At 69.0% G+C, this 17,026-nt stretch carries 18 protein-coding genes; all 18 read left to right on the top strand.

Annotation, left to right across the window (positions count from 1 at the left end; all coding sequences use genetic code 11):
* Nucleotide 1 precedes the first annotated feature (1 nt).
* The 18 genes from IG75_RS0109195 to IG75_RS0109110 all read left to right on the top strand — a co-directional run bounded on the left by IG75_RS0109195 (nucleotide 2) and on the right by IG75_RS0109110 (nucleotide 17,025).
* Nucleotides 2-793 carry an ABC transporter permease gene (locus IG75_RS0109195; protein WP_030520763.1) on the top strand — a complete coding sequence of 264 codons (792 nt, stop codon included), beginning with the start codon at nucleotides 2-4 and terminating at the stop codon, nucleotides 791-793.
* The gene (locus IG75_RS0109190) at nucleotides 793-1,692 is read left to right on the top strand and encodes an ABC transporter permease (protein WP_051714430.1); all 900 of its coding nucleotides are present in this window, start codon (nucleotides 793-795) and stop codon (nucleotides 1,690-1,692) included. The genes IG75_RS0109195 and IG75_RS0109190 overlap by 1 nt, the downstream gene beginning before the upstream one ends.
* Nucleotides 1,685-2,506, top strand: a complete 822-nt coding sequence (locus tag IG75_RS0109185) for an ABC transporter ATP-binding protein (RefSeq protein WP_051714429.1) — start codon at nucleotides 1,685-1,687, stop codon at nucleotides 2,504-2,506. The genes IG75_RS0109190 and IG75_RS0109185 overlap by 8 nt, the downstream gene beginning before the upstream one ends.
* Nucleotides 2,506-3,381, top strand: a complete 876-nt coding sequence (locus tag IG75_RS0109180) for an FAD binding domain-containing protein (protein WP_030520760.1) — start codon at nucleotides 2,506-2,508, stop codon at nucleotides 3,379-3,381. The genes IG75_RS0109185 and IG75_RS0109180 overlap by 1 nt, the downstream gene beginning before the upstream one ends.
* Nucleotides 3,374-3,922, top strand: a complete 549-nt coding sequence (locus tag IG75_RS0109175; RefSeq protein WP_030520759.1) for a (2Fe-2S)-binding protein — start codon at nucleotides 3,374-3,376, stop codon at nucleotides 3,920-3,922. The genes IG75_RS0109180 and IG75_RS0109175 overlap by 8 nt, the downstream gene beginning before the upstream one ends.
* Complete coding sequence (locus IG75_RS0109170) at nucleotides 3,919-6,336, top strand: xanthine dehydrogenase family protein molybdopterin-binding subunit (protein ID WP_081876765.1); 2,418 nt, start codon at nucleotides 3,919-3,921, stop codon at nucleotides 6,334-6,336. Before IG75_RS0109175 ends, IG75_RS0109170 begins: the two co-directional genes overlap by 4 nt.
* Nucleotides 6,337-6,536: 200 nt before the next feature.
* Nucleotides 6,537-7,379, top strand: coding sequence for an aspartate dehydrogenase domain-containing protein (locus tag IG75_RS0109165; protein WP_030520757.1), 843 nt, complete (start codon nucleotides 6,537-6,539; stop codon nucleotides 7,377-7,379).
* Nucleotides 7,380-7,558: 179 nt separating this feature from the next.
* The gene (locus IG75_RS0109160; RefSeq protein ID WP_081876809.1) at nucleotides 7,559-9,163 is read left to right on the top strand and encodes an aldehyde dehydrogenase; all 1,605 of its coding nucleotides are present in this window, start codon (nucleotides 7,559-7,561) and stop codon (nucleotides 9,161-9,163) included.
* Nucleotides 9,164-9,175: 12 nt separating this feature from the next.
* On the top strand, nucleotides 9,176-9,517 hold the full coding sequence (locus tag IG75_RS0109155; RefSeq protein WP_030520755.1) for a RidA family protein: 342 nt from the start codon (nucleotides 9,176-9,178) through the stop codon (nucleotides 9,515-9,517).
* A gap of 44 nt (nucleotides 9,518-9,561) precedes the next feature.
* Nucleotides 9,562-10,080, top strand: coding sequence for a cupin domain-containing protein (locus tag IG75_RS0109150; RefSeq protein WP_030520754.1), 519 nt, complete (start codon nucleotides 9,562-9,564; stop codon nucleotides 10,078-10,080).
* Nucleotides 10,081-10,111: 31 nt separating this feature from the next.
* The gene (locus tag IG75_RS0109145) at nucleotides 10,112-11,065 is read left to right on the top strand and encodes a PDR/VanB family oxidoreductase (RefSeq protein ID WP_030520753.1); all 954 of its coding nucleotides are present in this window, start codon (nucleotides 10,112-10,114) and stop codon (nucleotides 11,063-11,065) included.
* Nucleotides 11,066-11,093: 28 nt separating this feature from the next.
* Nucleotides 11,094-12,056: a VOC family protein gene (locus tag IG75_RS0109140; RefSeq protein ID WP_030520752.1), complete on the top strand. Its 963-nt coding sequence runs from the start codon at nucleotides 11,094-11,096 to the stop codon at nucleotides 12,054-12,056.
* Between the two features lie 16 nt (nucleotides 12,057-12,072).
* Nucleotides 12,073-12,900, top strand: coding sequence for an alpha/beta fold hydrolase (locus IG75_RS0109135; protein WP_051714428.1), 828 nt, complete (start codon nucleotides 12,073-12,075; stop codon nucleotides 12,898-12,900).
* Nucleotides 12,897-13,637 carry an SDR family oxidoreductase gene (locus IG75_RS0109130; RefSeq protein WP_030520750.1) on the top strand — a complete coding sequence of 247 codons (741 nt, stop codon included), beginning with the start codon at nucleotides 12,897-12,899 and terminating at the stop codon, nucleotides 13,635-13,637. The genes IG75_RS0109135 and IG75_RS0109130 overlap by 4 nt, the downstream gene beginning before the upstream one ends.
* Nucleotides 13,638-13,688: 51 nt before the next feature.
* Nucleotides 13,689-14,477 (top strand): SDR family oxidoreductase, encoded by a 789-nt coding sequence (locus tag IG75_RS0109125; RefSeq protein ID WP_030520749.1) that lies wholly within the window; start codon nucleotides 13,689-13,691, stop codon nucleotides 14,475-14,477.
* Between the two features lie 56 nt (nucleotides 14,478-14,533).
* The gene (locus IG75_RS0109120; RefSeq protein WP_030520748.1) at nucleotides 14,534-16,210 is read left to right on the top strand and encodes a thiamine pyrophosphate-binding protein; all 1,677 of its coding nucleotides are present in this window, start codon (nucleotides 14,534-14,536) and stop codon (nucleotides 16,208-16,210) included.
* 4 nt (nucleotides 16,211-16,214) lie between these two features.
* Entirely contained in the window at nucleotides 16,215-16,805 is a 591-nt protein-coding gene (locus tag IG75_RS0109115) for an alpha/beta fold hydrolase (protein ID WP_036513229.1), read from the top strand.
* Complete coding sequence (locus IG75_RS0109110) at nucleotides 16,798-17,025, top strand: recombinase-like helix-turn-helix domain-containing protein (protein WP_030520746.1); 228 nt, start codon at nucleotides 16,798-16,800, stop codon at nucleotides 17,023-17,025. The genes IG75_RS0109115 and IG75_RS0109110 overlap by 8 nt, the downstream gene beginning before the upstream one ends.
* Nucleotide 17,026: the final 1 nt, after the last annotated feature.

Below are 17,026 nucleotides of genomic sequence, written 5' to 3'. Positions count from 1 at the left end.
GATGAATCTCCTCAGTGAGCCGCTCGGCCGGAAACAGCAGATCGCCTGTGGAATCGTGGGCGTGCTCGGGACGGCCGCGCTGACCGAAGTGGTCATCCGGACCGGAGTGATCTCCACGCCCGGGTTGCCCGTGCCGAGCCGGGTGCTGGCGGAGACCGGTGCACTGTTCGGAGATCAGATCTTCTGGCAGGAGGTCGGGTTCACCCTCCGCGAATGGATGCTCGGCCTGCTGATCGCGACCGTGGCCGGGATGGTGCTCGGCGGCCTGATGGGCGCCTTCGCGAAGGTGTTCCTCGCGTTCGAACTCCCGGTCGAGGTCTTCCGGGTCCTGCCGTCGGTCGCGTTGGGTCCGGTGCTGGTGTTGCTGCTGGGTTCGGGAATGTTGCCGCTCTCGATCACGGTGGCGCTCGCCTGTATGTGGCCGATCCTGCTGAACACCCTGTACGGCGTCCGCGCCACCGACGCCACCGCCGTGCAGACGGCCCGGACCTTCGGCCTCTCGGGGATCGCGATCCTGCGCCGGATCAAGATCCCCAGCGCACTTCCCTTCGCGTTCACCGGGATCCGGATCGCCGCGTCGATCGGGCTCATCGTCGCCGTCAGCGCGGAACTGCTGATCGGCAACGGGCAGGGGATCGGCGGTTACATCCTGCTCAACAGCGCCAACGCCACCAATCTCGACACCGTATACGCCGCGACACTGGTGGCCGGGGTCCTCGGCCTGGCGGTGAGCACCGTCTTCACCGCCCTCGACAACAAGGTGTTCGCCTGGAAGAAGGGGCTGGCCCAGTGATGGTCGCATCGACCGACGACACGGGACTCGCCGCGCCGGCCGTGCGGCCGGGTCCGAAGTCTCCCGCACTCGCCTCGGCCGCGCGCACCCGCGGCTCCCTGGCGGCGCTGCTGGGCAATACGGGTATCCGGTTGCTGGTCCCGGTGCTGATCCTCGCCGCGTGGTGGGGTCTGTCGCAGTCGGAGGTCGGCTCACTGATCGTGGCGCCGCCGTTCGAGGCGTTCGAGCGGGTCTTCACCGACTTCTTCAGCGCCGACGCCGGCCGGTTCTTCCTCGGCGACGCGACCTTCGACCACTTCTTCCCCAGCGTCTACCGTGCGATGGCGGGACTACTGCTGGCCGTCGTGCTCGGGGTCGCGCTGGGGGTCGCGCTGGGTATCGTTCCGGTGCTCACGGCCCTGTTCCAGCCGCTTATCCATCTCGGGCGGTCGCTGCCCAGCCCGGCCCTGCTGGGGGTGTTCTTCTTCCTGTTCGGAACGGGGGACAGCCCGAAGATCTTCCTCATCGCGTTCTCCGTGGTCTGGCCCATCCTGTTCAACACGATCGACGGTGTGCAGAGCGTGGGAACCGGCCGGATGCAGGCGGCCGCGGTGTTCAAGATCTCGCGCTGGAATGTGCTGACGCAGATCATCCTGCCCGGCGCCGGGCCCAAGATATTCGCCGGTGTGCGGACCGCGATGTCGCTGTCGCTCATCATCATGATCATTTCCGAACTGCAGAAGGCCGAGAACGGTCTCGGCTATCTCCTGATCCGGTCACAGCGCGACTTCGACTACACCGGATTCTGGTCGGTCCTGATCGTGCTGGCCGCCCTGGGCGTCGCACTCAACTTCATCTTCGTATTCGCCGAACGGCGGGCGTTGGCCTGGCACCGAGGAGTGACTCAGCAAAATGACTAGTACAGATGTGACGACCACGTCCGCGGAGCTGGTCCTCACCGGCATCTCGAAGTCCTACGGAACCAATCTCGCGGTCCGCGATATCACCGCCGACGCCCCGGCCGGAAAGGTCAGCGTGATCGTCGGGCCCTCCGGCTGCGGCAAGTCGACCCTGCTGCGGATCATCAGCGGGCTCGATGTGCCGACGACCGGTGCGGTCACCTTCGACGGCCGGCAGGTGTCCGGGGTGCCCGACGGCCTGGCCATGGTGTTCCAGGACTACGCGCGCTCGCTGTTCCCGTGGATGCGGGTGGACAAGAACATCGCCTTCCCGCTCGAGCAGCTGCCGCGGCCGGAGCGCGCCGCCCGGGTCCAGGAGGCCATCGACGCGGTCGGCCTGTCGGGCAAGGAGAAGCTCTACCCCTGGCAGATGTCGGGCGGTATGCAGCAGCGGGTCGCCATCGCCCGGGCGCTGGCCAGCCATCCCAAACTGCTGCTCATGGACGAGCCGTACGCCTCGGTCGACGCCCAGACCCGCGCCGAACTCGAGGATCTGCTCCTGGCGATCCAGGCGCGGCTCGGGATCACTGTCCTGGTGGTCACCCACGATATCGACGAGAGCGTCTACCTCGCCGATCACATCATCGTGCTGTCGAAACCGCCGAGCATCGTGGCCGAGACGATCGAGGTCGATCTGCCGCGGCCACGCGATCACATCACCACCAAGACGGATCCACGATTCGTCGAGATCCGTTCGCACGTGACAAGGCTGCTTCGCGGTGAGGGCGTGGCAGCCGACGGTCCGCGCGATTCGGTTGCGAGCAAGGCGCACTGATGCGGGCCACGGTCGACGGATCCGGAATCGTCGCGCAGAGTCAATCGGCTCTCGCGCCGTTCCGGCTGTACCGCCCCGAATCGGTCGCCGAGGTGGAGGCGGTGCTCGCCGCCGACCCGGAGGCGGTGATCGGTGCCGGATGCAGCGATCTCGTCGCCAGGATCCGGGAGGGCTGTACGCCCGGGGCGCTGGTATCGCTGCGGAAAGTCGCCGGCCTGAAAGCGATTACACACCACGACGGTGTCCTGCACCTGGGGCCGATGGTCACTCATCACGAGGGGGCGACCAGTGCGACCGTGGCGGCGGCGATCCCCGGACTCGCGGCAGCATGGTCGCGGATCGCCACCGTCCGGATCCGGTACACCGGCACGGTCGGCGGGAATCTGATGGCCCGGCGCCATCGCTACGAGATGCCGCTGCTGCTGGGCGCCCTCGACGCCCGCTTGTCGATTTCGGACGACCGCACTCTCGCACCCGGCGACCTGTGGACCGACGACACCACCGCCCTGCTCACCGGTATCGAGGTGTCCACCGCGGATCTGGTGTGGTTCGGGTACGAGCGGTCGATGCGCCCGACCACGACGGTCGCGCTCGCGATCCGGCGGGGTGCCGGCGCCACCCTGTCCGTCCACGCCACCGCGGGGTCGGAGTACCGCCGCGGTATCTCGCTGCGCGTCGACACCGAGGCCACGTCGGCGGCCGGTATCGACGCGGTGCCGACCGCCGCGGCCCTCGCCGCGCAACTCCCGGACGATATCGGCGATTACACCGGGTCCGCCGAGTACCGCAGGCACCTCGTCGCGGTGCTGACCCGCAGGCTGCTCCACGAGGCAGCCGCTGCCACTCCCCAGCGTGAGGACCAACCGCATGTGTGATCCCGATGCCGAGACGAGACCGGCCGGCGCGGAAGTTCCGCCGAGCGCGCTCGACACCTCGATAGAGTTCAGCCTGAACGGCGAGAAACACAACTGCAGAATCGATTCCAGCGCGGTCCTGCTCGATGTGTTGCGCGACGACTTCGGCTGCCGGGGTGTGCGGCGTTCGTGTGAGCGCGGTGTCTGCGGAGCCTGCACGGTACTCGTCGACGATGTGCCGGTCGCCTCCTGCTCGACATTCGCGTTCGCGGTCGACGGCGCCGCGGTGGAGACCGTCGAGGGACTGGCGGCCCTGGACGGAACCCTCTCGCCGCAGCAGCGCGCGTTCGCGGAATGCGGTGGTTACCAGTGTGGTTTCTGCACCTCCGGGATGCTGATGCTGACCACCGGTCTGCTGCGCCGGGAACCCTGTCCGGACCGCGGCACCATTCGCGAATGGATCAGTTCGAACACCTGCCGCTGTACCGGCTACGAAATGATCATGGAGTCCGTCGAACGCGCGGCGGAACTGACGGCCGCGCAGGACGGGGATCGCGAATGACAGCGGTATCGGATCGGTCGGCGGCCGCCGGCCCGCTGGTCGAGGCGCGTACCCACCTTGTCGACGGCGGGGAAACGGTCGGCGGGTACCGGATCCGGGAGTTGCCGACGGCACCACCGGAACACCGGGTGGTCGGCCGCGACGGCCCGCGCGCGGACGCGACGGCGAAGGTGACCGGACGGGCCGTGTACGGGGCCGATATCGTGCGCCCGGGCATGCTGCACGCGAAGGTGCTGCGCAGTCCGCACGCGCATGCCCGCATCGTCTCCATCGACACGGCGGCCGCACGGGCGCTGCCGGGTGTCACCGCGATCGTGACCCAGGACGAGATCGACGGTTTGCAGTGCTACGGGACCATGGTCAAGGACCAGCCGGTGGTCGCGACCGGTGTCGTCCGGTACGTCGGTGACGTGGTGGCCGCGGTCGCGGCCGTCGACGAGCGCACCGCGCTCGCGGCGCTGGACCTGATCCGGGTCGAGTACGAGGTGCTGCCGGCGGCATTCACCGTCGACGAGGCCCTCGCGGAATCGGCGCCGGTCATCCATCCGGACGAGCCGTTCGGGGTGATCCCGAAGTACGGGGAGGGCGCGTCGGCGTCGTTGCGCAGCGAACCGAACGTGAGCTACGAGTTCCGGTACCGCACCGGTTCGCCCGACGTCTGGGAGATGTGTGACCACATCTACGAGGACACCTTCGAGTTCTCGCGGATGAACCATATGCATCTCGAACCGTTCGTGACCGTCGCCGAGGCGAGCGCCGACGAGATCGAGGTGTGGACCTCCACGCAGGCGCCGTTCAACCTGCGTAAGGAACTCGCGCGCGTTTTCGGGCTGCCGGAGAACCGGATCCGCGTCCACGTCCCGTTGATCGGTGGCGGTTTCGGCGCGAAGAACGGGCCCAAGGCCGATCCGGTCGCGATCCGGCTCTCCCAGCTCAGCGGTGGACGTCCGGTCCGGTTCTGTATGACCACCGAGGAGGTGTTCCTCACGGTCTCGCAGCACGCGGCGACGCTCATCGTGAGATCGGGTGTGCGTGCCGACGGGACCTTTGTCGCACGGCAGTCGACGGTGCTGCTCAACGGCGGCGCCTATGCCGAGCACAGTCCGGCGGTCGCGGAGAAGGCCGGCTACCGGATGCCCGGCGCATACCGCTGGCAGCATATCGATTCGGTGTGCAAGGTCGTCACCACCAATACCGTGCCGGCCGGGGCCTACCGGGGCTTCGGTGGCACCCAGGCGACGTGGGCCAGTGAGCGGCAGGTGGATCTGATCGCGGATCGCCTCGGCCTGGATCCGTATGAACTGCGGGTACGCAATCTCAAGGCGCTCGGGGAGGAGTTCGTGCCGGGCGAGTCCGGGATCGACTCCGACCTGGTGGCGGGGATGCGGCTGGTGGCCGACGCGATCGGTTATCACGGGCGTGCCCGCACCGGGAACCGGGGGATGGGCGTCTCGGTCGGCGTCAAGGACGGCGGCGGTATCAACAAACCGGCGATGGCCAGGGTGAAGGTCACCACGCGGGGTGACATCCTGCTCAACTGCGCGCTCACCGAGATGGGTCAGGGCGGGCACTCCGCGATGGCGCAACTGGTCGCCGAGGTGCTGCGCTGCGATCCCGCGCGGGTGGCCTACGCGCGTATCGACACCGACAACACTCCGTTCGACCAGGGGACCAACGCGTCGTCGGGTGTGGCGGTGATGGGTCAGGCGGTGCGGACGGCGGCCGAGAAGCTCCGGGACGAGGTACTCGACTGGGCCGGTACGCAACTCGCCGTCGATCCCGCCGGGCTCGAGCTCGTGGACTGGCATGTGCGCACTCCCGACGGGACCGTGCACGATCTGTTCCCGATGATCATGGAGGTTTTCGGGAACACAGGGTTCGAATTCTCCGCCGACGGTTTCTACAAGGCGCGTAACGATCACCGGGCGCCGCTCGAGGCACCGTGTGTGTTCTGGGAGATCGGCTGGGCGGCCGCCGAAGTGGAGGTCGACCCCGAGACGGGCCGGATCACGGTACTGCAACTGGCGGTCAGCGGTGACGCCGGCAAGGTGATCAACAAGATCGCGTGCCGTGGTCAGGACGAAGGGGCCGCGGTATTCGGATTGGGACAGGCGTTGTTCGAAGAACTCCGGTACGACCCGGACGGTGAACTCCTCAACGCCGAGGCGCTGCTCTACCGGGTGCCACTCGCCGAGGACATCCCCGAGCGGTTCGTCTCGATCACGCAGGAGCAGGGCCACGGCGCGGGACCGTTCGGCAGCAAAGGTATGGGGGAGGGTGGAATGTTACCCGTCGCCAGTGCCATCGCCCAGGCCGTCGCCGATGCGGTGGGTGTCCAGCTCACCGAACTGCCGCTGTCACCGCAACGGGTCTACGCGGCGATTGCCGCGCGCGGAGCGGAGGAAGCGTCATGAGGCGATATCTCCGCCTGCGCTGCGGCCTCCGCCGTCCGCATACAACCGTTTCGGAAGGGGCATGATGAGGCGACACCTCCGTGTACGCTGCGGTCTCTGCCGTCCGCAGCCGATCGATTCCGAGGGGGCGCTATGAGGCGATACCTCCGCCTACGGCGCAGTCTCCGCCGGCCGAATGTAACTCTTTCCAAGGGAGCGCCATGACTTCGGGGTACAACGGCGCGCGCCGCACCACCGCGGTGCTCGAAGGCCGGGAACCGGTGCGGGTGTGCGTGCTCGGTTACGGGAGTATCGGCGCGGTTGTGGCCGATCGGCTCGGCCGCGGCGATGTGCCCGGCGCCGAGCTGGTCGGGATCGTCAATCGGTCTCCGGTCGAGGACCTCCCGGCGCCCGCGCTCTCGCTCGCGGACGCGCTCGAGATCGCGGATGTGGTGGTCGAATGCGCCTCGCAGGAGGCGGTTTGGGAAGTCGGGCGACAAGTGGTCGATGCGGGGTGCGACCTGCTGGTGTCGTCGGTCGGCGCGCTGTCGGATCCCGCGTTCGCGCAACAGGTCGCGGGTAGTGGACCGGGTCGGGTCGTGTGTACACACGGTGCGGTCGGCGGTCTCGACCTGCTCGCGGCCGCACGCGACGCGGCGCCGTTCGACCGCGTGCTCGTCCGGTCGACGAAATCGCCGCGGTCGCTGGTGCAACCGTGGATGGACGCGGCGGAGCAGCACCGGATCAGTACCACCGCGACGCGACTGCGCGTATTCGCGGGCAGCTCGGCCGAAGCGGCGCGGCTGTTCCCGAAATCGCTCAATGTCGCCGCCGCGGTGAGTTTCGCGGTGAGCGATTGGGAGACGGTATCGGTCGAGTTGTACGCCGATCCGGACGCCGAGCTGACCTGTCACGAGATAGAGGCTTCGGGGCCGATCGGCAGGTACTCGATCAAGATCGAGAATCTGCCGAGCGCGGATAATCCGCGTACCAGCGCGGTGGTGCCGTACTCGATCCTGCGGACGCTGGCGCACCTGACCGGCTCGCCGAATCTCATCGCCTGACCGGCCCGTTCGACGCTACGGCGAGTATCTGGAAGAGGCCCGGGCCGGACCGGCACCACAATTTCACGCAGACATCTTGACGCAAAGTATCTTTTAGCTCAGACTCTTTTACTGGAGGGATTCGGAGCTGTGACTGCCCCGGACAAGTGCTGCGACAGAGGGAACGGATGAAGACTCCGATGGACTTACAGAGCAGCACGAGCACTCGTTCGCCGCAGGCGGCGAGCGGGACCTCCGCCTTCGGGCCGGAACCCCGGACCGTGCCCGCCGACACCGCGGACCTCGACCGTTCGTGGGCGGCCGGACCGGTCCCCGACACGACCGACGAGATCTTCGTGGCCGGCCGGTGGGTACGCGGCTCGGGCAAGGTCATCGAATCGGTCGATCCGGCCACCGGCCGGGTCTTCGCCCGCCTGCACGGCGCCGTGGCACACGATGTCGACCTGGCCGTCGACGGCGGCCTGCGGGCCGTCGCGAGTTCCGGCTGGACCGAACTGCTACCGCACGAGCGTGCGGCCGTCCTGTACCGCATCGGCACCGCGATCGAGGCCAACGCCGACCGCATCGCCGCCCTGCAAACCGTCGACACCGGAAAGACGCTGGCCGAGACCGGCGCACTCGCGCGCAGCGCCGCCGGCACCTTCCGGTTCATGGCGTCGGCGCTCGAGACGATGGAAGAGGCGATCACGCCCCGGCGGGGTCCGTTCCTCACCTTCGCGACCCACGAACCGATGGGCGTCGTCGGCGCCATCACCCCGTGGAATTCGCCGATCGCCTCGGATGCGCAGAAGATCGCCCCGGCTCTCGCCGCGGGCAACGCGGTGGTCGCCAAACCGCCGGTATGGGCGCCGTGGGTGACCCTGTTGCTGGCCCGGCTGGCGGAGGAGGCAGGTCTGCCGCCCGGTCTGCTGTCGGTGCTGCCCGGCCCGGGCCGGACCGTCGGCGACGCGCTCGCCCGGCATCCGGGCATCGGCAAGATCTCGTTCACCGGTGGCACCGGGACGGGTCGCGCGCTGGCACATATCGCCGCGGAGAAGCTGATGCCGATCACGCTCGAACTCGGCGGGAAATCGCCCACCATCGTCTACGCCGACGCCGATCTCGAGCAGGCACTCGCCGGGGTCCTGTACGGCATCTTCTCCTCGTCGGGTCAGAGCTGTATCGCGGGTTCCCGGGTCTTCGTCCAGCGCGCGGTGTACGACGAGTTCGTCGACCGGCTCGTCGCGGCGACCACGGCACTGCGGGTGGGACCGGGTACCGATCCGCGCACCCAGGTGGCGCCCATGGTCTCCCACGAACATCGGGACGGGGTCGCGGCGATGGTCGACGACGCGGTGCGCGCGGGTGCGACGGTGCTGTGCGGCGGCGCGGTCCCCGCCGATCCCGCCCTCGCCACGGGCGCCTACTACCTGCCCACCGTGCTCACCGGTGTCCCGAACAGCGCGACGATCTGCCAGGAGGAGATCTTCGGGCCCGTCGCCGTCGTGCTCCCGTTCGAGGACGAGGCCGATGTCGTCGCCCAGGCCGACGACACGGTGTTCGGCCTGGCCTGCGGAATCTGGACCTCCGACTACCGGCGCGCCTGGCGCACGGCCCGTGCCGTGCAGGCCGGAACGGTGTGGATCAACACCTACAAACAGTTCAGCATCTCGACCCCCTTCAGCGGGCTGAAGGACAGCGGTATCGGGACCGAGAAGGGCCGCGACGGAATCCGGTCCTATATGAACCAGAAGAGCATCTACCTCGACGTGTCCGGGCAGCCGCTGCCCTGGGCAGGTCTGTGAGAAGGGAGCACCATGAGCGCTCATCCCTATAGCCCGGCCTTCGGTATCGCCGGCTTCGGATTCGTCTCCGGCGCACTGTCGGTCGATGCGGACGGGGTCGCGGTCCCCGGCCGCCGGGAAGCCCTCGAAGCCGCGATGGCGCGGCTGAGCGAGCGGCTCTCGACCATCGATATGACGCTCGAGCACGTCGTGAAGACCACCTATTTCGTCACCGACGTCGCCCTGCGTGACGAGGCGAACCGGCACTACGAGGCGGTGTTCGCCGAACCGCGCCCAGCGCGGTCGTTCGTCGAGGTCGCTGCGCTGCCCTACGGCGCGACGGTCGAGATCGAGGCCATCGCCCACCGCGGGTGACGCACCCGCGTCCCACGGATCACCCCCAGAGGAAGGCACACATCATGTCCAGCACCGAAAAGACCGGCGTCGATCTCGACGCCCTGATCGACTCCTGCATCGCCGCCGCCGACACCCGCTACGAGGACTGGGACACGCTCGGGTTCCAGGCGGCCAAGGGCGGCGACCGGTTCAAGCGGGCACAGATCCGCTACATCGGCTCGGGTGCCACCGGCAATCACGACACCGACAACAACATCATCAAGGCCGACCACTTCACCTTCTCCAATATGCGCCTGCCCGCGGGCGCGGTCGGCCCCGAGCACACCCATCACGACGTCGAAGAGGTCTTCTACGTGCTCGAGGGCGAGATCGAGGTCGCCGTGCACGATGTCGAGGACGGGACGAAGAAGGCGGTGCGCACGCTCGGCTACCGCGACCTGATCCGAGTCCCCGCCGGGGTGCCGCGCAGCCTCGCGAACGTCTCCGATTCCGACGCGCTGTTCTGCGTCATCATCGGCACCCCCAAGCCGCAGCTGCCCACCTACCCGCCCAGCTCCGAAATGTTCGGCGTCACCCGCTGATCCGAGCCGGAAGAAGTACGAGGAGAGCCCGATGGACGAGCCGATGAGGCGGACGCTGCGCGTCCAGCAGAAGACCTGGGAAGCCGACGGCGTCATCAGCATGACCTTTGTCGACCCGTCCGGTGCGGAGCTGCCCGCCTGGGAACCCGGCGCGCATCTCGCGCTGCATCTGCCGAACGGGCTCGTCCGGGAGTATTCGCTCTGCTCGGACCCGGCGGACCGGTCGCGCTGGACGGTGGCGGTGCTGCGCACACCGGATTCGCGGGGCGGCAGCACCCATCTCCACGCCCTCCTGCCGGTCGGTGGGCTGCTCGAGGTCGAAGGGCCCCGCCAGAATTTCGCGCTCGACACCGCGGCCCGCCACATCCTGGTCGCGGGCGGGATCGGTATCACCCCGATCCTCTCGATGGTGCGCACCCTGCACCGTGCGGGTGCGAATTGGACGCTGCTCTACACCGGACGATCCCGGTCGACGATGGCGTTTCTCGACGAGATCGACTCCCTGCCCGCCGATCGCGTGACGATCCACGCCGACGACGAGGCAGCGGGTCGATTCCCCGACCTCGCCGGGCTGCTCGGGGATATCGACGCCGATGCCGTCGCCTACTGTTGCGGTCCCGAGTCGTTGATGTCCGCCTGCCGGGACGCGCTCCCGGATCCCGGACAGTTGCGTATCGAGCGATTCAAGGCACCCGAACCGGTCGCCACCGGGGCGGACACGGCATTCGACGTGATCCTCGCCGGCAGCGGGCGCCGGATCCCGGTCGGCCCGGAGGTCTCGGTTCTGAGCGCACTGCAGAACGCCGGTGTGCCGGTGGAGAGTTCATGCACCGAAGGTATCTGCGGGACCTGTGAGGTCGGCGTCGTCAAGGGCGACATCGAGCATCGCGACTTCCTGCTCTCGCCCGAGGAACAGCAGACCGGCGGCACCATGTTCGTCTGCGTTTCCCGGTGCCGCTCCGCCGAACTCGTCCTCGACCTGTAACCGGCCACCCTCGACAGAAAGGTCGATCATGCGATTCTCCGGAACACCGGTCTGTACTCTGCGGGCGTTGCGGTCGGTATCGGTCACCGTGCCCGATCCGGTCCGCTCGCGCGACTTCTATCACGAGGCCTGGGGGCTGAGCACCGTCGACGAAGACGGTGACACCTTCTGGCTGCGTGCCACGGGCAGTGAGCACCACGTGCTGCAGCTGCGCGCCGGCGCCGGGAACGCGCTGGACCGGATCTCGTTCGCGCTCGGGACTCCGCGTGAGGTCGACGAGGCGGCCCGCGCACTGCAGAAGCTGGGCATCCCGCTCCTGCGCGAACCCGGTCCGCTCGACGACGCGGGTGGCGGCTACGGTCTGCAACTCGTCGATCCGGAGGGCCGCTGCCTGGAACTGTCCGCCGATACGTTCGCCGTCTCGGCGCAGGAACCCGCCGGCCGCCGGGCGATCCCCCGCAAACTCGCGCATGTCGTGCTCAACACCAGCGATATCGATCGCACCGCCGACTTCTACACCCAGGTGCTCGGTATGCGGATCTCGGACTGGTCCGAACACCAGATGACCTTCCTGCGCTGTAATTCCGACCATCACGTCATCGCCCTGAACCAGGCCGGCTTCCCGTCGATCAACCACGTGGCCTACGAGATGGAGAGCCTCGACCATTTCATGCGGGGGCTCGGCAGTCTCAAACGCAGCGGCATCGCCCCGCAGTGGGGTCCCGGCCGGCACGGCCCGGGCGACAACACCTTCTCGTACTTCACCGACCCGGCCGGGCTGGTATGCGAATACACCTCCGAGGTGGCCCAGATCGACGAGGACCGCTGGCTGTGCCGGACCTGGAAGCGTACGCCCGAACTCTCCGACCAGTGGGGGACGGCGGGTCCGCCGACGACCACGGTCCGCGCGGCGATGGCCGGCGTACCCGACCTCGGGCATCGCGACCTGGTCACCCCGGGCATCGACGACTACTTCTACGGCGGACAGTGATGCGGCGGGTGCAACCGTGACCGGCACGGCCGCGCCGGCCCGGGCGACCCGATGGGTTTCGGCGCGGGGGATCTCGCTCGAGGTTCGCGGGACGGGCGATCCGGTGGTGCTCCTGCACGGTATCGGCGGAAGTGCCGCGGCCTGCGGTGCGCTGGCCGAGGTACTGAGCGCGCACGGCTACCGCACGTACTGCTGGGACGCACCGGGATACGGGCGGTCCGCCGATCCGGCGCCGGGTGCGGACGGCTCCACCGCGGGCTACGACCACGCGCCGGTGGTCGCCGAACTGATCGCCGAGCTCGGTGGCGGGCCGATACATCTGCTCGGCACGTCGTGGGGCGGGGTGATCGCGACCGCGGTCGCCGCCGCGCATCCGGCATCGGTCCGTTCGCTCGTCCTGGCCGACAGCACCCGTGGCTCGGGTGTGCACCCGGAGCGGGCGCAAGCGATGCGGGCACGTGTCGGCGAGTTGCGTGAACTCGGCGGCCCGGCGTTCGCGGCGGCCCGCGCGCCACGACTGGTCTCGCCCGCCTGCGGTGACGAGATCGCCCGCGCTGTGGAATCCGATATGGCACGGGTCCGGCTGCCCGGTTACACCGCCGCCGCCGAGTTCATGGCCCGCACCGATACCGGGCCGAGCCTGGCCACCCTGGCGGCACCCACGCTGGTGCTGGTCGGGGCGGACGACATCGTCACCGGCGTCGACGAATCCCGGTTGCTGGCCGACGCGATTCCCGGCGCCCGCTTCGGGCTGATCCTGGGCGCCGGGCATGCGGCAGTGCAGGAGAAGCCGGTCGAGACGGCCGCGCACATCCTGCGGTTCTGGAAGGAACTGGACGAATGAGCAGACTTGTCGTGGTCACCGGGGCCGGCCGGGGACTGGGTTTCGCGATCGCCGAGCGGCTGTCCGCCGCGGGTGACCGGGTCGTCATCGCGGAGATGCGCGCCGAACTGGCCGAAGGCGCCGAGAAGACGCTGCGGGACAAGGGTTACGACGTCACCGCGGTGGTCACCGATATCGCCGACCGCGATTCGGTGGTGGCCCTCGCGAGCCGGGTGGCGGCGCTGGGTGGCGCGGACGCGCTGGTCAATAATGCGGCGCTCGCGGACGGTGTCGGCGGTGACGCGTTCTGGGAACTCGATGAGGGGTTCTTCCAGAAGGTGATGACCGTCAACGCGTTCGGGACCTGGCTGGTCAGCAAACATCTCTTCGCCCAGCTGGCACGTGGCGGCCACGGCGCCATCGTGAATATCGCCTCCGACGCCGCCCTGTACGGCTCGCCACGCCTGGTGCACTATGTCGGCTCCAAGGGCGCGGTCATGGCGATGACCCGCACGATGGCGCGCGACGGAGGCCCGCACGGGCTGCGGGTCAATGCCGTCGCCCCCGGCCTGACCCGGGTCGAGGCCACCGCCACGGTACCGGCGTCGCGGTATCGGCTCTACGCCGACAACCAGGTGCTGGACCGCGAACAGACGCCCGACGATGTCGCGGGCACGGTGCAATTCCTGCTCTCGGACGCGGCGAGCTACCTGACCGGCCAGACCCTGGTGGTCGACGGCGGATTCGTCATGAACTGACCGTCCGCCCGGCTTTCCCAACCTTCCCCCGCACAAGGAGACCGACCCTCGATGGATCTGCAACTCACCGGCCGCACCGTGGTCGTCACCGGCGCGAGCTCCGGGGTGGGACTGGCGACGACCCGGATGCTCCTCGCCGAGGGCGCCCGGATCGCCGCCTGTGCCCGCGATCTGGACCGGTTGCGCGCCGCGATCGATTCGATCGGCGATATCGATCCCGCCGCGGTCCACCTCGCGGCCTGCGATGTCACCGACCGCGCCGCGGCCGAAGCCTTCATCGGCGCCGCCGCCGAGCGTTTCGGCGGTATCGACGGGCTGGTGTGCAATGCCGGCCGCTCCCTGATGGCGCCGCTGGCGGAGACCACCGACGAGCAGATCCGCGCGGAATTCGACCTGAAGATCTTCGGCTCCTGGAATCTGGTGCGCGCGGCACGCAGTGCGCTGGCCGCCGCGGACCGCGGCGCCGTCGTCAATGTCAACGCGATCCTGTCCCGGCAGCCGGAGCCCCGGCTGGCCGTCACCTCGGCCGCGCGGGCCGCGCTGCTCAACCTCACCCACTCCATGGCCGAGGATCTCGCCGCGGACGGCACCCGGGTGAACTCGGTGCTGCTCGGGCTCGTCGATACCGGCCAGTGGCGCCGCCGGTTCGAGACCTCGGGGACCGCACTCGACTACGACGCGTGGAGTGCCGAGATCGCCGCCGACCGCGGTATCGCGCTGGGCCGGTTCGGCACCGCCGAGGAGGTCGCGTTCCCGATCGTCACCCTGCTCTCGCCACTGAGCGGCTACACCACCGGCACCAGCATCGATGTCGGTGGTGGCGTCGGCCGCTACATCTGACCATCAGCCCGGCCCGGCGGATCCGCCGTTCCCAGATCTCTCCGGAGGACACACCCATGACGACCACCGACAGCCCCGGCGCGAAGGAGCCCACCGGCGGCGATGTGCTCGTCGCCGTGATGCGCAGGCACGGCATCGACACCGCCTTCGGCGTGATCAGCATCCACAATCTGCCGCTCGTCGAAGCGGTGGCGCGGGAGCTGAACTTCGTGGAGGTGCGGCACGAGGCGGCGGCGGTCAACGCCGCCGACGGGTACGCGCGCGCGACCGGAAAGATCGGTGTCGCGATCACCAGCACCGGAACCGGCGCCGGTAATGCCGCGGGTTCGATGCTCGAAGCGCTGACTGCGGGGAGCCGGGTGCTGCATGTGACCGGCCAGATCGAGAGCGAGTACCTCGGTTCCGGCGGCTCGACCCGGGGTGTTATCCACGAGGTGCCCAAACAGCTGCAGATGCTCGATGCCGTCTCCCGCTATGCGGCGACCATCGAACGCGCGGAGAACGTCGAAGCGGATCTGGAGACCGCCATCGCCCATATCCTGGCCGCTCCGCAGGGCCCGGCCAGCGTGGAATGGCCCTCGGACCTGCAATATCTGGCGCGCCCGGCGGATCAGCGCGGAGACGAGCCACCGGTCTTCGACGTCCCGGTACCGGAGCGCGACGCGATCGCGGAGGCCGTCGCGTTGCTGGCGGCGGCCGAGCGTCCCCTGATCTGGGTCGGCGGGGGAGCGGCCGGCGCGAAATCCGAGCTGGCCACCCTGCTGCACACCCTCGGGGCCGGCCTGCTGACCAGCAACTCGGGGCGCGCCATCGTGCCCGAGGACGACCCGCTCGTGATCGGGAATTTCGCGACGGCCCCGGAGGTCGCGCCCCTGCTCGCGGACGCCGACCTGCTGCTGTCGATCGGCACCCACTTCCGCTCCAACGAGACCAAGAGCTACCACCTGCGGCTACCGGATACGCAGATCCAGATCGATGTGGACCCGGCGGCCATCGGCCGTATCTATCCGGCGAAGGTCGGCCTCGTGGGGGATGCCGCGACGACCCTCGCCGCGATCAACGACGGCCTGACCAGCACATCGGTGAACCCGGGGTGGTCCGGCCGGGTCACCGACACGAGGGTGGCGGTCCGCGCGGCGCTCACCGCCTATATCGGCGGGTACGCGGAGATCTGCGAAGGGATGCGGTCGGTACTGCCGCGCGAATCCGTGGTCGCCCGCGATGTGACCATCCCCTCCAGCCAGTGGGGCAACCGATTGCTGCCCTTCTACGAACGCGAGACCAATATCTTCCCTCTCGGGGGTGGTATCGGGCAGGGGCTGGCCATGGGGATCGGCGCCGCGCTCGGCCGGCCCGAGGTGCCGACCGCCGTGATCGCCGGGGACGGCGGTCTCGCCGTACACCTCGGCGAACTCGCCTCGCTCGCCGGCAGCGGCGCCTGGTGCGTCGTGGTGATCTTCAACGACGGTGGTTACGGCGTACTGCGGAACATGCAGGCGGCCAACGGCTTCGACCGGTCCGGTGTCGACCTGTTCACCCCCCGGTTCGATCTGCTCGCGGCCGCCCTCGATATGCCCTACACCCTGGTCCAGGGCCCGGGACGTTTCGAGAAGGCGTTCGCGGACGCGGTGGCGACCCGCGGCCCGGCCATCATCGAGGTCGATGTGGCCGCGGTCGAACCGCCGCCCGGCCCCTTCACCCCACCGGTGCACATCCCGGTTCGGGAGGGCTGATCCGATGACCGGTAACGAATGGGACGACGACACCCCGGCGCACGCGCTGGTGTGCCTGCACGCCGGCCCGGATCCGGCCCGCTGGTTCGCCGACCAGGTCGAAACGCTCGGCGCGATCGCGCACCGGTCCGCCGCGCCGCCCCCGGCCGACCCGGAGCACGTCGACGCCTGGGCGCACGAAGTCGCCGCCGGCGTGACGGCCCTCGGCCACGACCGCGTACACCTCCTCGCCACGGGCGCCACCGCATACGGCGCCATCGCCCTCGCCGCCCGGTACCCCGCGCTCGTCACCAGCCTCGTGCTGGGCGACCCGGAGGTCGATCCGGACGCTCCCGGGTACGGCGAACTGCTGGCGCAGGTGGCCGCCCCGACCCTGGTGATCGCCTCGGTCCCCGACGAGCGCGCGGATATCGCGCAGGCCCAGAGCATCGCCGGTGGTATCGACAACGGGGTGTTCGTCGTCATCGACGGCGGCACGATCCCGGCCCACCGCGAACGCGCCGCCTCGTTCAACGAATGGCTCACCGCGTTCACCGTCATCGCCGAAGGTCTCGATGCCATGGCATCGCAGCAACAGGAGAAAACCCATGCCTGACACCACCGAGCACTACCTCGAGCCCAATCAGACCCACCCCGAACCGATCAGCCCCTACGAGACCAAACTGTCCGGCTCGATCATGGAAGTTTTCGGCCGGGGCACCCACGATCTGCCCGGACTGATCGCGGGACTGAACGAGCTGGGGCTGCACGCGCCCGACGGGCAGGCCTGGACCGAGGACAATTTCCGCGCCGAGATGCGACGACTGGGAGACTGAG

The sequence above is a fragment of the Nocardia rhamnosiphila NBRC 108938 genome, assembly GCF_000720425.1.
Taxonomy (GTDB): Bacteria; Actinomycetota; Actinomycetes; order Mycobacteriales; family Mycobacteriaceae; genus Nocardia; species Nocardia rhamnosiphila.
The sequence above is the reverse complement of the archived record's forward strand: the minus strand, read 5'-3'. Positions and strand labels throughout refer to the sequence as shown.